13 protein-coding genes are annotated in these 13,626 nt (G+C 59.9%); 11 read left to right on the top strand and 2 right to left on the bottom strand.

Features of this window, described 5'->3' with window-relative positions:
- Nucleotides 1-48 precede the first annotated feature (48 nt).
- The 3 genes from aat (at nt 49) to infA (ending at nt 1,813) form a co-directional block, all read left to right on the top strand.
- Entirely contained in the window at nt 49-738 is a 690-nt protein-coding gene (gene aat, locus M1E04_RS16875; protein ID WP_456291757.1) for a leucyl/phenylalanyl-tRNA--protein transferase, read from the top strand.
- A 47-nt stretch (nt 739-785) separates the two neighbouring features.
- Nucleotides 786-1,493, top strand: a complete 708-nt coding sequence (locus M1E04_RS16880; RefSeq protein ID WP_065989154.1) for an arginyltransferase — start codon at nt 786-788, stop codon at nt 1,491-1,493.
- Nucleotides 1,494-1,594: 101 nt separating this feature from the next.
- Nucleotides 1,595-1,813 (top strand): translation initiation factor IF-1, encoded by a 219-nt coding sequence (gene infA / locus M1E04_RS16885; RefSeq protein ID WP_002553999.1) that lies wholly within the window; start codon nt 1,595-1,597, stop codon nt 1,811-1,813.
- Nucleotides 1,814-1,939: 126 nt separating this feature from the next.
- Here infA and clpA read toward each other — a convergent pair whose 3' ends face one another.
- Nucleotides 1,940-4,210, bottom strand: a complete 2,271-nt coding sequence (gene clpA, locus M1E04_RS16890; protein WP_065989148.1) for an ATP-dependent Clp protease ATP-binding subunit ClpA — start codon at nt 4,208-4,210, stop codon at nt 1,940-1,942.
- Between the two features lie 30 nt (nt 4,211-4,240).
- Nucleotides 4,241-4,603, bottom strand: coding sequence for an ATP-dependent Clp protease adapter ClpS (gene clpS, locus M1E04_RS16895; protein WP_065989146.1), 363 nt, complete (start codon nt 4,601-4,603; stop codon nt 4,241-4,243).
- Between the two features lie 222 nt (nt 4,604-4,825).
- Here clpS and cspD point away from each other — a divergent pair, with 222 nt between their 5' ends.
- The 8 genes from cspD (at nt 4,826) to M1E04_RS16935 (ending at nt 13,560) form a co-directional block, all read left to right on the top strand.
- Nucleotides 4,826-5,092: a cold shock domain-containing protein CspD gene (gene cspD / locus M1E04_RS16900; protein WP_296306127.1), complete on the top strand. Its 267-nt coding sequence runs from the start codon at nt 4,826-4,828 to the stop codon at nt 5,090-5,092.
- A gap of 585 nt (nt 5,093-5,677) precedes the next feature.
- Nucleotides 5,678-7,903, top strand: a complete 2,226-nt coding sequence (locus M1E04_RS16905; protein WP_456291758.1) for an NADP-dependent isocitrate dehydrogenase — start codon at nt 5,678-5,680, stop codon at nt 7,901-7,903.
- A gap of 200 nt (nt 7,904-8,103) precedes the next feature.
- Entirely contained in the window at nt 8,104-8,544 is a 441-nt protein-coding gene (locus tag M1E04_RS16910; RefSeq protein WP_065989143.1) for an NUDIX hydrolase, read from the top strand.
- A gap of 93 nt (nt 8,545-8,637) precedes the next feature.
- Nucleotides 8,638-9,768 carry a tRNA 2-thiouridine(34) synthase MnmA gene (gene mnmA, locus M1E04_RS16915; RefSeq protein ID WP_065989142.1) on the top strand — a complete coding sequence of 377 codons (1,131 nt, stop codon included), beginning with the start codon at nt 8,638-8,640 and terminating at the stop codon, nt 9,766-9,768.
- The gene (gene hflD / locus M1E04_RS16920; protein WP_065989140.1) at nt 9,768-10,388 is read left to right on the top strand and encodes a high frequency lysogenization protein HflD; all 621 of its coding nucleotides are present in this window, start codon (nt 9,768-9,770) and stop codon (nt 10,386-10,388) included. Before mnmA ends, hflD begins: the two co-directional genes overlap by 1 nt.
- Before the next feature lie 132 nt (nt 10,389-10,520).
- Nucleotides 10,521-11,891, top strand: coding sequence for an adenylosuccinate lyase (purB, locus tag M1E04_RS16925; RefSeq protein ID WP_410935464.1), 1,371 nt, complete (start codon nt 10,521-10,523; stop codon nt 11,889-11,891).
- An 84-nt stretch (nt 11,892-11,975) separates the two neighbouring features.
- Entirely contained in the window at nt 11,976-13,142 is a 1,167-nt protein-coding gene (locus tag M1E04_RS16930; protein ID WP_192134588.1) for a ribosomal protein uL16 3-hydroxylase, read from the top strand.
- Nucleotides 13,135-13,560 (top strand): GNAT family N-acetyltransferase, encoded by a 426-nt coding sequence (locus M1E04_RS16935; protein WP_065989671.1) that lies wholly within the window; start codon nt 13,135-13,137, stop codon nt 13,558-13,560. Before M1E04_RS16930 ends, M1E04_RS16935 begins: the two co-directional genes overlap by 8 nt.
- Nucleotides 13,561-13,626 lie beyond the last annotated feature (66 nt).

A 13,626-nucleotide genomic window follows, 5' to 3' on the forward strand; every position in this document is an offset into this window, starting at 1 on the left:
GTTGCACACCGCGTTGACTCCCCTCCCCTCTCGTAAAGTCTGGATGCCATGCTGACCTGGTTACAACGCGACACCTTTGATTTCCCTCCGCTGGAAAAAGCCATGCGCGAGCCCAACGGACTGCTGGCCGGCGGCGGCGATTTGTCCGCTGATCGCCTGATCGCTGCGTACCGGCATGGCTGCTTTCCGTGGTATCAGCAGGGCCAGCCTATTCTCTGGTGGTCGCCGGACCCGCGCACCGTGCTGTTTCCGGAAGAGCTGCATGTATCCCGCAGCCTGGGCAAGTTGCTGCGTCAGGGGCGTTATCGGGTCACCTTCGACCAAAATTTCGCGGCGGTCATTCAAGCTTGCGCCGAACCCCGGGCCTACGCCGACGGCACGTGGATCACCGGCTCCATGCAGGCAGCCTACATTGAACTGCACGCCCGCGGCTTCGCCCACAGCGTCGAAGTCTGGGACGGCGACGCGCTGGCGGGCGGCCTGTACGGATTGGCAATGGGCCAGCTGTTCTTCGGCGAATCGATGTTCAGCCGCGCCGACAACGCTTCCAAGGTCGGTTTCGCAACGTTGGTCGAATACCTGAAAGAATCGGGTTTTGTTCTCATTGATTGCCAGATGCCTACCGAGCACCTGCTAAGCCTTGGCGCGCGCTCGATTGCGCGCCAGACCTTCGCCGACTATCTGCACAAACACCTCGACGGGAGCCATTCAGCCGATTGGTCACCTAGGCGAGTTTGATTGGCCTGGCATACACTCATGTCTACAGTTTTTCTCGAGGGTTGATCATGACCGAGCTGGCGCGGCTGAAGTTCTATGCCACTCAACCCCACTCCTGTAGCTACCTGCCCGAGGAACAAGCCACTACGCTGTTTCTCGACCCCAGCCAGCCAATGGATGTCCAGGTCTATGCCGATCTCTCGGACATGGGGTTTCGCCGAAGTGGCGATCATCTTTACCGTCCGCACTGCCAGAACTGCAGCGCCTGTGTGCCTGCGCGCATTCCTGTGGGACTGTTCGTGCCCGATCGTCAGCAAAAACGTATTTTCAAAAGGAACGCCGACCTCGAAGTGACGAGCACTAAGCCGCATTTCAGTGAGGAGTACTTCGATCTGTATCAGCGCTACATCGAACAGCGCCATGCCGATGGGGATATGTTTCCGCCGAGCCGCGACCAGTTTTCCACCTTCCTGGTCCGGGACCTGCCGTTTTCGCGTTTTTACGAATTCCGTCTGGAAGGCCGACTGCTCGCCGTGGCCGTCACCGACCTGCTGCCCAACGGTCTTTCTGCCGTTTACACCTTCTACGAGCCATCGGAGGAGCGCCGCAGCCTTGGGCGGTACGCGATTCTCTGGCAGATCGCCGAAGCCGCACGCATGCAATTGCATGCGGTATACCTCGGCTACTGGATAAAGAACTGCAAAAAGATGAATTACAAGACCCAATATCGCCCCATCGAACTGCTCACCAATCAAAGATGGGTCACTCTTTACTGAAGCCCTTGGCTTAAACCTCAGTTTTCGGGCACAATGCAGCCCGCTTTTGCCTGGCTGCCGTTTGCACCGGGCCATTCATTGGATACCGAGGGCTTTACTGCATGTCGAAAGAAGACAGCTTCGAAATGGAAGGCACTGTCGTCGACACCCTGCCCAACACCATGTTCCGTGTGGAGTTGGAAAATGGGCACGTCGTAACCGCGCACATCTCCGGCAAGATGCGCAAGAACTACATCCGCATTCTTACCGGCGACAAGGTCCGCGTTGAGCTGACGCCCTACGACTTGAGCAAAGGTCGCATCACTTACCGCGCCCGCTAACAGGTCTTAACAAAAACGCCCGGCATATGCCGGGCGTTTTTGTGTGCGCGGGTTTAGTCCCGAGCCAGCCAGACACAAAAAAGGCGCCTTTCGGCGCCTTTGAGGGTTATTGCGATAGCCAAAACCTCAGGCCATTTCAGCCGTGGTCTCGTAATCGAACGTGATCTCGCCGTCCTTGAAGTCGATGTGTACCACACCGCCATGCTCGGACAACTCGCCAAAGAGGATTTCCTCGGCCAGCGGACGCTTGATCTTGTCCTGGATCAGTCGTGCCATCGGACGTGCGCCCATCGCCGCGTCGTAACCACCTTCGGCCAGATAACCTCTCGCCGCTTCGGTCACTTCCAGCAGTACGCGCTTGTCTTCCAGCTGCGCCTGAAGCTCGGTAAGGAACTTGTCCACCACGCTCTTGATAACCTCATGGCTGAGGCGACCGAATTGAATGATGGTGTCCAGACGGTTGCGGAATTCCGGCGTAAAGCTCTTCTTGATCACTTCCATCGCATCAGAGGAGTGATCCTGATGGGTGAAACCGATCGAAGCACGCGCCGCCGTTTCAGCACCGGCGTTGGTGGTCATGATCACGATCACATTCCGGAAGTCAGCCTTGCGTCCGTTGTTGTCGGTCAGCGTCCCGTGGTCCATCACCTGCAGCAGCAGGTTGAAGACTTCCGGGTGCGCCTTCTCGATTTCATCGAGCAGCAGCACGCAATGCGGTTGCTTGGTGACGGCTTCAGTGAGCAGGCCGCCCTGATCAAAACCGACATAGCCCGGCGGCGCACCGATCAGACGCGATACGGTGTGACGCTCCATGTACTCGGACATGTCGAAACGCACCAGCTCGATACCCAGCGCCTTGGCCAACTGACGCGCAGCCTCGGTCTTGCCGACACCGGTCGGACCTGCGAACAGGAACGAACCGACAGGCTTGTCCGGCGACTTGAGGCCGGCACGGGACAGCTTGATCGCAGTGGACAGCGAGTCGATGGCGGCATCCTGACCGAAAACGGTCAGCTTCAGGTCGCGTTCCAGGTTACGCAGCAACTCCTTGTCGGAGCTATTGACGTGTTTTGGCGGAATCCGCGCGATCTTCGCCACGATGTCTTCGACCTGTGGTACTTCAATGCGCTTGACGCGCATTTCCACCGGTTGCAGCCGCTGATAGGCGCCGGCCTCGTCAATCACGTCAATGGCCTTGTCGGGCATATGACGATCATTGATGTAGCGCGATGCCAGCTCGGCAGCGGCACGCAGGGCTTCGTCGCTGTATTCGATATTGTGATGCTGTTCGAAACGACCTTTCAGGCCACGCAGAATGCCGATGGTGTCTTCGACGGAGGGCTCGGACACGTCGACTTTCTGGAAGCGGCGGGCCAGCGCACGGTCTTTCTCGAAGATGCCGCGGAATTCCTGGAACGTGGTCGAGCCGATGCAACGGATATCACCCGAAGACAGCAGCGGCTTGAGCAGGTTGGAAGCGTCCATCACGCCACCTGACGCAGCGCCCGCACCAATGATGGTGTGGATTTCGTCGATGAACAGGATCGCGTGCGGACGTTTCTTCAACTCGCCGAGCAACGCCTTGAAGCGCTTCTCGAAATCGCCACGGTACTTGGTACCGGCCAGCAGTGCACCCAGGTCGAGGGAGTAGACGACGCTGTTGGCAAGCAGATCCGGCACCTGGTTGTCGACGATGCGTTTGGCCAGGCCTTCGGCAATGGCGGTTTTACCCACCCCGGCCTCGCCCACCAGCAGCGGGTTGTTCTTGCGACGCCGCGCGAGAATCTGAGCGACGCGCTCGACTTCCATCTCGCGCCCTACCAGCGGATCGATGCGGCCTTGACGGGCCAGCTCATTCAGGTTGCTCGCATAGGCATCCAGAGGATTGCCTGAGGAAGAAGACTCACCGCCCTCGTCATCCTGCATATCTTGCTCACCTTCAGATTGATCGCCATGCCCGGGCACTTTCGAAATGCCGTGGGCGATGTAGTTGACGACATCGATACGGGCAACGCTCTGCTGCTTGAGCAGAAACACTGCCTGGCTTTCCTGCTCGCTGAAAATCGCCACCAGCACGTTTGCGCCCGTGACTTCCCGCTTGCCGGAACTCTGCACATGAAAAACCGCACGCTGTAGAACGCGCTGGAAGCCGAGTGTAGGTTGGGTCTCGCGATCCTCGTCGTGGACGGGAATCAGCGGCGTGGTGGAGTCGATGAACTCCTGGAGGTCGTGTTTGAGTTTGTCGAGGTTTGCGCCGCAGGCACGCAGTACGGTGGCGGCAGCCTCATTGTCCAATAAGGCCAGCAGGAGGTGCTCGACGGTCATGAACTCATGACGTTTCGAGCGGGCCTCCTTGAAAGCCAGATTGAGGGTGACTTCGAGCTCACGGTTTAACATAGCTTCACCTCATACCCAAGTGTCCGGCGGTTAACCGTCCTTCTCGATTTCACAGAGTAGCGGATGCTGGCTTTCCCTGGCGTACTGGTTGACCTGCATAGCCTTGGTCTCGGCGATGTCGCGGGTAAACAATCCGCAAACGGCCCGTCCCTCTGTATGGACGGCCAGCATGACCTTGGTTGCCAGCTCACGATTCAGGTTGAAAAACACCTCGAGCACTTCGACAACGAAATCCATCGGGGTGTAGTCATCATTGAACAAAACCACCTTATACATAGGCGGCACCTGCAATGTCGGCTTGGCTTCTTGTACAGCGATGCCCGACGCATCGTCCTCATGGGGCTGCGGGTCATCCTGATTGAATGTTAGTCGAATCTTGCTGAATGCATGCATGGTAAAGAAGGTTCACAGAGGACGTGATTGAAATAAGTGGTGGCGGTGATACCGGTTTTCAACTGGACCGCCGCTTGACCTTGACTATCGGCCAATCGGTGTTACAAACAATAGAACCCACATTGGGTAAAAAGGGTCCGCGCAGTCAACCAAAATTTTTTAGGTCCGGCGGATGAGAGGTGATGATACTCCCATCGGAGTCCTTTGCAGAGGGATGTGACTATGCACAGCGGTAAGGTCAAGTGGTTCAACAACGCCAAGGGGTATGGCTTCATCGTTGAAGACGGCAAGTCTGAAGACCTGTTCGCTCATTACTCGGCGATCGCTATGGACGGCTATAAAACGCTGAAGGCCGGACAGGCGGTCCAGTTCGAGATCATCCAGGGTCCAAAAGGTCTTCACGCCGTGGGGATCATTGCGCAGGTCCCCGCTGCTGCCCATGAAGCCGTCACTCAACATCAGAGACAGGAAGAGAAGCAGCGGGCATAGCGTAACAATCACGCCTGAGCCGGACCGTTCAAGCGCGAGATTCGAAAAGCCGGTCAATCCGTTCAGGGTTGACCGGCTTTTTTTTGTGCCGCTCCCCTCTCGCGACGTGCATCTATATAGCCGTGAGAAACGCTGCCGTGATGGGGATGCGCCTTTAGTCGAAATCCCTTGAGCGACCGAACCGGGTACATCGCCTTCAGACCACTGCGACAGCTTGCCGCAGGCCCCGCTGTACAAGGGCTGAAGGGTTTTCCGGGGAAATCATGACGCTTGCCTGAATCCGCGCGACCGCCCCGGGCACCGCAAAGCCGTCACACGAGTACCGTAGTAATGGCCGGGTGCAGTGATATACTCAGCGCCGGTGACCGTTGGGTCATTGAGGGCCGAACCACCTGAGACCAGGCTTTCAGCCCTCGACAGGCCAGACCGCTACCCGGGTCCGACCGTTTGACGCTCGACTGATGCACCCCCTATCACGCGACGAAATTCTCGACTTTCGGCTCATCGATACCTTGGGCGAAAGTGCCTACCCTGCGCATCTCGAAATTTTGTGTACGCTCAGCAAAGAAGAGAGTTATCCCGAATATGTCCAACCGCTCGAAGATCATCTACACCTTCACTGACGAAGCGCCAGCCCTCGCCACCTACTCACTGCTGCCTATCATCGAAGCGTTCACCGCCTCCGCTGACATCGCCGTTGAAACCCGCGACATCTCGCTTGCAGCCCGCATCCTCGCCAGCTTTCCCGAGCGCCTGGGTGACAAGAAGGTGTCCGACGATCTGGCAGAGCTGGGCCAACTGGCGACCACGCCGGAAGCCAACATCATCAAGCTGCCGAACATCAGCGCCTCGGTTCCACAACTGAAGGCCGCGATCAAGGAACTGCAAGCCAAGGGCTACGACATCCCGAACTACCCCGATGAAGTCGTGACCGAAGCCGACAAGGTTGCCCAGGCGGGCTACGACAAAGTGAAAGGCAGCGCCGTGAACCCGGTTCTGCGTGAAGGTAACTCTGATCGTCGAGCGCCGCTCTCCGTCAAGAACTACGCGCGCAAGCACCCGCACAAGATGGGCGCCTGGTCGGCGGACTCCAAGTCCCACGTGGCGCACATGGACAACGGCGACTTCTACGGCAGCGAAAAATCCTCGCTGATCGAAGCCGCTGGCGCCGTGAAGATCGAGCTGATCGGCAAAGACGGCAGCACCACCGTGCTGAAGGACAAGACCTCGGTACTGGCCGGCGAGATCATCGACTGCGCGGTCATGAGCAAGAAAGCCCTGCGCGCTTTCGTGGCCCGTGAAATCGAAGACGCCAAGAAGCTCGGCGTGCTGTTCTCCGTGCACTTGAAAGCCACCATGATGAAGGTCTCGGACCCAATCATGTTTGGTGAGTTCGTCGCTGAGTACTATCAGGAAGCGCTGAGCAAGCACGCTGACGTCCTGAAGGAAATCGGCTTCAACCTGCACAACGGCATTGGCGACCTGTACGCCCGCATCAAAGACATGCCGGCCGACCAGCAAGCGCAGATCGAAGCGGACGTCAAAGCCGTTTACGCGACCCGCCCTGCTCTGGCGATGGTCAACTCCGACAAAGGCATCACCAACCTGCACGTGCCGAGCGACGTCATTGTCGACGCCTCGATGCCGGCGATGATTCGTGATTCCGGCAAGATGTGGAACAACGACGGCGTTCTGCAGGACACCAAGGCCGTGATCCCGGATCGTTGCTACGCGACCATTTACCAGGCAGTAATCGAAGACTGCAAGCAGCACGGCGCCTTCGACCCGACCACCATGGGCAGCGTGCCAAACGTTGGCCTGATGGCGCAGAAAGCCGAAGAGTACGGCTCGCACAACAAAACCTTCCAGATCGACACCGATGGCGTGGTCCGTGTGACCGACGACAAAGGTCAGGTCTTGATGGAGCAGACCGTTGAAGCCGGCGACATCTGGCGCATGTGCCAGACCAAAGACGCGCCGATTCAGGACTGGGTCAAACTGGCCGTCAACCGTTCGCGCCTGAGCGGCACCCCGGCCATTTTCTGGCTGGACCCTGAGCGCGCCCACGACGCGGCGATGATCAAGAAGGTCGAGCACTACCTGAAGGATCACGACACGGCAGGCCTGGACATCAGCATCCAGTCGCCCGTCGACGCGATGAAGGTTTCGTTGGAGCGTATCCGCGCGGGCAAGGACACCATTTCGGTGACCGGCAACGTGCTGCGCGACTACCTGACCGACCTGTTCCCGATCATGGAACTGGGCACCAGCGCCAAGATGCTGTCCATCGTGCCGCTGATGAGCGGCGGTGGTCTGTTCGAAACCGGCGCAGGCGGTTCGGCGCCCAAGCACGTTCAACAGCTGAACGAAGAGAACTTCCTGCGCTGGGATTCGCTGGGTGAATTCCTGGCGCTGGCCGCGTCTCTCGAGCACCTGGGCAACGTCTACGACAACCCGAAAGCGCTGGTACTTGCCACCGCCCTGGACAAGGCCACCGGCCAGTTCCTGGACAACAACAAGTCGCCATCGCGCAAGGTCGGCGGTATCGACAACCGTGGCAGCCACTTCTACCTGGCCACCTACTGGGCTCAGGCTCTGGCGGCACAGACCGAAGATACGGCGCTGCAAGCCAAGTTCACCGAGCTTGCAAAAACCCTGGCTGACAATGAAGCGACCATCGTCGCCGAGCTGAACAGCGTACAGGGCAAGCCATTGGACATCGGCGGCTACTACTTCCCTACCCCGGAACTGGCCAGCAACGCCATGCGCCCAAGCAAGACCCTGAACGACGCGATCGACGCGTTGAAGTAAGGCACGGCGACCGGCGGCTGAAAAGCTGTCTAGTGCGATAAGAAAGCCCTGGCCATTGCGCCGGGGCTTTTTTTGCTGACTGACACCGCTCCATGTAGGAGCCATCGGAGGTTACGACGGTCGCGAATGCGGTTCACCTGACACTCCGCATCGCGACCCTCGTAAACTCGGATGGCTCCTACAGATAACGAGAAGCCCCAATGACCTGGCACCCCCACATCACCGTCGCAACCGTCATCGAAGACAACGGCCGTTTCCTGTTCGTTGAAGAACTGAAAAACGGCAAGCTGGTGCTCAATCAGCCGGCCGGGCACCTGGAGCCTGATGAGACGTTGCGTGAAGCGGCCATCCGCGAAACCCTTGAAGAAACCGGCTGGGACGTCGAGCTGACGGGCGTCGTCGGCATCTACCTGTACACTGCGCCAAGCAATGGCGTGACCTATCAGCGTGTGTGTTTTTCGGCCAAAGCGACGCGACACCACCCCGAGCGTGCGCTGGACACCGGCATCGTCGGCGCCCCCTGGTTCAGCCGCGACGAACTCGCCAGCCAACCGGAGCGCTGGCGCAGCGAGCTGGTATTGCGCTGCGTGGACGACTACCTGACAGGTCCGATTCACAGCATCGAGGTTGTGCGCGACTGACCGGCCGCCCAGCGCAACTGAATAGCTTTTAGCCTTGGCGCCGACTCCCTGTTAGAATCGCGCCCTTTCCTGCTGCTACCCAATCGAATTCCTATGTCTGATTCAGCCTTTTCCGATACAGAAAAGAAGCGCGTCATTGTCGGCATGTCCGGCGGCGTGGATTCTTCGGTCTCCGCCCTTCTGCTCATGGAGCAGGGGTACCAGGTGGAAGGCCTGTTCATGAAGAACTGGGAAGAAGACGACGGAACGGAATACTGCACCGCCATGGACGACCTCGCGGACGCCCAGGCCGTGTGCGACAAGATCGGTATCAAACTGCACACCGTGAACTTCGCGGCCGAGTACTGGGACCACGTCTTCGAACACTTCCTCGAGGAATACAAAGCCGGGCGCACGCCGAACCCGGACATCCTGTGCAACCGCGAAATCAAGTTCAAAGCCTTCCTCGACTACGCCTTCATGCTCGGCGCCGACCTGATCGCGACCGGTCACTACGTGCGTCGCCGCGACATCGACGGCCGCACCGAACTGCTCAAGGGCCTGGACCCGAACAAGGACCAGAGCTACTTCCTGCATGCCGTCGGCGGCGAGCAGATCGCCAAGACGCTGTTCCCGGTCGGCGAACTGGAGAAGCCCCAGGTGCGCGCCATCGCCGAGAAATACCAGCTGGCGACCGCGAAGAAGAAGGACTCGACCGGCATTTGCTTCATCGGCGAGCGTCGCTTCACCGACTTCCTCAAGCAATATCTGCCTGCGCAGCCCGGCGAAATCAAGACCACCGAAGGCGAAGTCATCGGTCGCCACGCCGGCCTGATGTACCACACCATCGGCCAGCGCCAGGGCCTGGGCATCGGCGGGCTGAAAGATGCCGGTGATGAGCCGTGGTACGTACTGGTCAAGGACCTGGAGCACAACGAGCTGATCGTCGGCCAGGGCAACGAGCATCCGTGGCTGTTTTCCCGCGCCCTGCTCGCCTCTGAGATCTACTGGGTCAACCCGATCGACCTGAGCAGTCCGCGCCAGCTGACCGCCAAAGTGCGGTACCGCCAAAGCGACCAGCGCTGCACCCTGGAACGCACTGAAAGCGGTTACCGCGCCACCTTCGACGAGCCGCAACGCGCGGTCACGCCCGGCCAGTCCGTCGTGTTTTACGACGGCGAGGTCTGCCTGGGCGGCGGCGTCATCGAAATCGCCGAGCCGTGGCACACCAGGGACGCACGTTGATGACCCCGATTCAGGAACAACTCGTCGCCCTGGCGGGGGTCTTTCAGGCCGCCGTGCTGGTCGATCGCATCGCCAAGACCGGTCAGGCCGGTGAAGCCGCCGTGGGCTGTATGATGGGCACCCTGCTGGTCATGGACCCGAAAGACACGCTGGACGTGTTCGGTGGCGACGACCTGAATCTGCACGAGGGCTACCGCGCCCTCGCCAGCGCCCTGGAACGCGATCCGGCCACGTTGCAACGGGAACCATTGCGTTATGCCCTGGCGATGCTGGGCCTGGAGCGTCAACTGTCCAAGCGCGACGACATGCTCGACACCATCGGCAAGCGCCTGCCGCAGATCAAATCCCAGGTCGAGCATTTCGGTATTGCTCACGAGAACGTCATTGCCGCCAGCGGCGCGCTGTATCAGGACACCCTGAGCACCTTGCGCCAGCGGATTCAGGTCCACGGCGACATGCGCAATCTGCAGCAACCCAACAATGCGTCGAAAATCCGCGCGCTTTTGCTGGCCGGGATTCGTTGCGCGCGACTGTGGCGACAAGTGGGCGGTCACCGCTGGCAACTGGTCATCAGCCGCCGCAAGTTATTGAAAGAACTGTATCCATTGCTTCACCGCTGAGGGGCCAACGCCCTTCAGCTCGCTTCCGACCCGACATCGCGCGACTCATAACGGTCAGCCAGCCTCGGCTGACCGGAATTTTCATGTATGATACGCGCCCCTTTTCGTTGCCCGACAGTCCGAGAACACCCTATGCAGCTTTCTTCGCTCACTGCGGTTTCCCCTGTAGATGGCCGCTACGCCGGCAAAACCCAGGCCCTGCGCCCGATTTTCAGCGAATACGGCCTGATCCGTTTCCGCGCCCTGGTGGAAGTACGCTGGCTGCAACGCCTGGCGGCTCACCCGCAAATCCCTGAAGTCCCGGCCTTCTCCGCCGAAGCCAACGCCATCCTCGATGCCCTGGCCAACGATTTCGCTCTCGAGCACGCCGAGCGTGTCAAAGAGATCGAGCGCACCACCAATCACGACGTCAAGGCCATCGAGTACCTGCTCAAGGAGCAGGCTGCCAAGTTGCCGGAGCTGGCCAAGGTCAGCGAGTTCATCCACTTCGCGTGCACCAGCGAAGACATCAACAACCTGTCCCACGCGCTGATGCTGCGCGAAGGCCGTGACACCGTGCTGCTGCCGCTGATGCGCCAGATCGCCGAGTCCATCCGCGAGCTGGCGATCCGTTTCGCCGCCGTGCCGATGCTGTCGCGCACCCACGGGCAGCCGGCCTCGCCGACCACCCTGGGCAAAGAACTGGCGAACGTCGTCTACCGCCTGGAGCGTCAGATCGCTCAAGTCGCTGCCGTGCCGCTGCTGGGCAAGATCAACGGCGCCGTCGGCAACTACAACGCGCACCTGTCGGCCTACCCGGACATTGACTGGGAAGCCAACGCCCGCGCCTTCATCGAAGACGAGCTGGGTCTGGGTTTCAACCCCTACACCACGCAGATCGAACCCCACGACTACATCGCCGAGCTGTTCGACGCGATCGCCCGCTACAACACGATCCTGATCGACTTCGACCGCGACATCTGGGGCTACATCTCCCTGGGCTATTTCAAGCAGCGCACCATCGCCGGTGAAATCGGTTCGTCGACCATGCCGCACAAGGTCAACCCGATCGACTTCGAAAACTCCGAAGGCAACCTCGGCATCGCCAACGCGCTGTTCCAGCATCTGGCCAGCAAGTTGCCGATCTCCCGCTGGCAGCGTGACCTGACCGACTCCACCGTGCTGCGCAACCTCGGCGTGGGCTTTGCTCACAGCGTGATTGCCTACGAAGCGAGCCTCAAAGGCATCGGCAAGCTGGAGCTCAACGAGCAGAAGATCGCCGCCGATCTGGACGCTTGCTGGGAAGTCCTGGCCGAGCCGATCCAGACGGTCATGCGTCGCTACGACATCGAAAACCCGTACGAGAAGCTCAAGGAATTGACGCGCGGCAAGGGCATCGGCCCTGAAGCGCTGCTGACCTTCATCGACGGCCTGGACATGCCTGCCGAAGCCAAGGCCGAGCTGAAGAAGCTCACGCCGGCGAACTACATCGGCAACGCCGTGGCGCAAGCCAAGCGCATCTGACCGCACTGCACCCGCTCTGAACGCCCGGCTGAGCCGGGCGTTTTTATTCCCGTCGTAAAAATCCGTTTTTTCAATAGGTTACACATGAATCCTGACATCCCTCTTCAGCTCCTAGGTGGCATCACAGCGCGCGAGTTCCTGCGTGACTACTGGCAGAAGAAACCTTTGCTGATCCGTCAGGCCATTCCGGATTTCCAGAGCCCGATCGACGCTGACGAATTGGCCGGCCTGGCACTGGAAGAAGAAGTTGAATCGCGCCTGGTCCTCGAGAAAGGCGAGCGCCCGTGGGAGCTGCGTCGCGGCCCGTTCGCCGAGGACGACTTCAGCACGTTGCCGGAGCGCGAGTGGACCCTGCTGGTCCAGGCTGTGGATCAGTTCGTTCCTGAAGTCAGCGAATTGTTGGAAAACTTCCGCTTCCTGCCGAGCTGGCGCATCGATGACGTGATGATCAGCTACGCCGCGCCGGGCGGCAGCGTGGGTCCGCATTTCGACAACTACGACGTGTTCCTGCTACAGGGCCATGGTAAGCGTCACTGGCAGATCGGCCAGATGTGCGACTCCGAAAGCAAGCTACTCGAGCACGCCGACCTGCGCATCCTTGCCGACTTCCAGGGTACCGACGAGTGGACGCTGGAACCGGGCGACATGCTCTACCTGCCGCCGCGCCTCGCCCACTGCGGCGTCGCGGTGGATGAGTGCCTGACCTACTCGGTCGGGTTCCGCGCGCCAAGCGCCGCCGAAGTGCTGACCCACTTCACGGACTTCCTCAGCCAGTTCATGCCTGAAGAAGAGCGTTACACCGACGCCGACGCGCAACCGGTCAGCGATCCGCACCAGATTCAACACGACGCTCTTGACCGCCTGAAGGGCTTGCTCGCCGAGCACATGGGTGACGAGCGCCTGCTGTTGACCTGGTTCGGCCAGTTCATGACCGAACCGCGCTATCCTGAACTGGTGGTCGGCCCGGAACTGGCCGAGAGCGAGTTACTCGACAGCCTGGAACAGGGCGCCGTGCTGATCCGCAACCCGAGCGCGCGACTGGCGTGGTCGGAAGTCGACGACGACCTGCTGCTGTTCGCCAGTGGTCAGAGCCGTCTGTTGCCGGGCCATCTGCGTGAACTGCTGAAAATGATCTGCGCGGCCGATGCGCTGCACATCGACAATCTGGGCCAATGGCTGGCAGATGATGATGGACGTAACCTGCTCTGTGAGCTGGTCAAACAAGGAAGTCTGGGGTTTGCTGATGAATAAGATCCACGTACGGGTAGCCGACTGGCAGAAAGACAACGCCGACATTCGGCGAATTCGTGACGCCGTGTTCGTGTTTGAACAGTCGGTTCCGCCCGAACTGGAATGGGACTCGGAAGATGCAGGCGCCCTGCACTTTCTGGCGCTTGAAGGGGATTACGCCGTGGGCACCGCGCGCTTGCTGCCCGATGGTGAATTCGGCCGATTGTCCGTGCTCAAGGACTGGCGCGGCCTGAACGTGGGTGAGGCGTTGATCACCGCGATCCTCGCCGAAGCAGAGCGCCGCGACCTGAAACAGACGCGGCTCAGCGCACAGGTTCATGCCACGGCGCTGTATGAGCGCTTTGGCTTTACCGTGGTCAGCGACGAGTTTCTCGAAGCCGGCCTGCCCCACGTGGACATGGTGCGCAACTCGCACTGACTGCGCCCGGCGACATCCTTGCGCCCCGGCGTTCGCGCTTCAGCTGCCTAAGCTGAAACAAAAGCA

Source organism: Pseudomonas sp. AK106 (assembly GCF_053903055.1).

Coding starts and splice junctions, on each gene's coding strand:
- infA (WP_002553999.1), top strand. CDS start 1,595: ATGTCGAAAGAAGACAGCTTCGAAATGGAAGGCACTGTCGTCGACACC.
- M1E04_RS16880 (WP_065989154.1), top strand. CDS start 786: ATGACCGAGCTGGCGCGGCTGAAGTTCTATGCCACTCAACCCCACTCC.
- clpA (WP_065989148.1), bottom strand. CDS start 4,210: ATGTTAAACCGTGAGCTCGAAGTCACCCTCAATCTGGCTTTCAAGGAG.
- hflD (WP_065989140.1), top strand. CDS start 9,768: ATGACCCCGATTCAGGAACAACTCGTCGCCCTGGCGGGGGTCTTTCAG.
- M1E04_RS16905 (WP_456291758.1), top strand. CDS start 5,678: ATGTCCAACCGCTCGAAGATCATCTACACCTTCACTGACGAAGCGCCA.
- purB (WP_410935464.1), top strand. CDS start 10,521: ATGCAGCTTTCTTCGCTCACTGCGGTTTCCCCTGTAGATGGCCGCTAC.
- M1E04_RS16930 (WP_192134588.1), top strand. CDS start 11,976: ATGAATCCTGACATCCCTCTTCAGCTCCTAGGTGGCATCACAGCGCGC.
- M1E04_RS16910 (WP_065989143.1), top strand. CDS start 8,104: ATGACCTGGCACCCCCACATCACCGTCGCAACCGTCATCGAAGACAAC.
- M1E04_RS16935 (WP_065989671.1), top strand. CDS start 13,135: ATGAATAAGATCCACGTACGGGTAGCCGACTGGCAGAAAGACAACGCC.
- aat (WP_456291757.1), top strand. CDS start 49: ATGCTGACCTGGTTACAACGCGACACCTTTGATTTCCCTCCGCTGGAA.
- cspD (WP_296306127.1), top strand. CDS start 4,826: ATGCACAGCGGTAAGGTCAAGTGGTTCAACAACGCCAAGGGGTATGGC.
- clpS (WP_065989146.1), bottom strand. CDS start 4,603: ATGCATGCATTCAGCAAGATTCGACTAACATTCAATCAGGATGACCCG.
- mnmA (WP_065989142.1), top strand. CDS start 8,638: ATGTCTGATTCAGCCTTTTCCGATACAGAAAAGAAGCGCGTCATTGTC.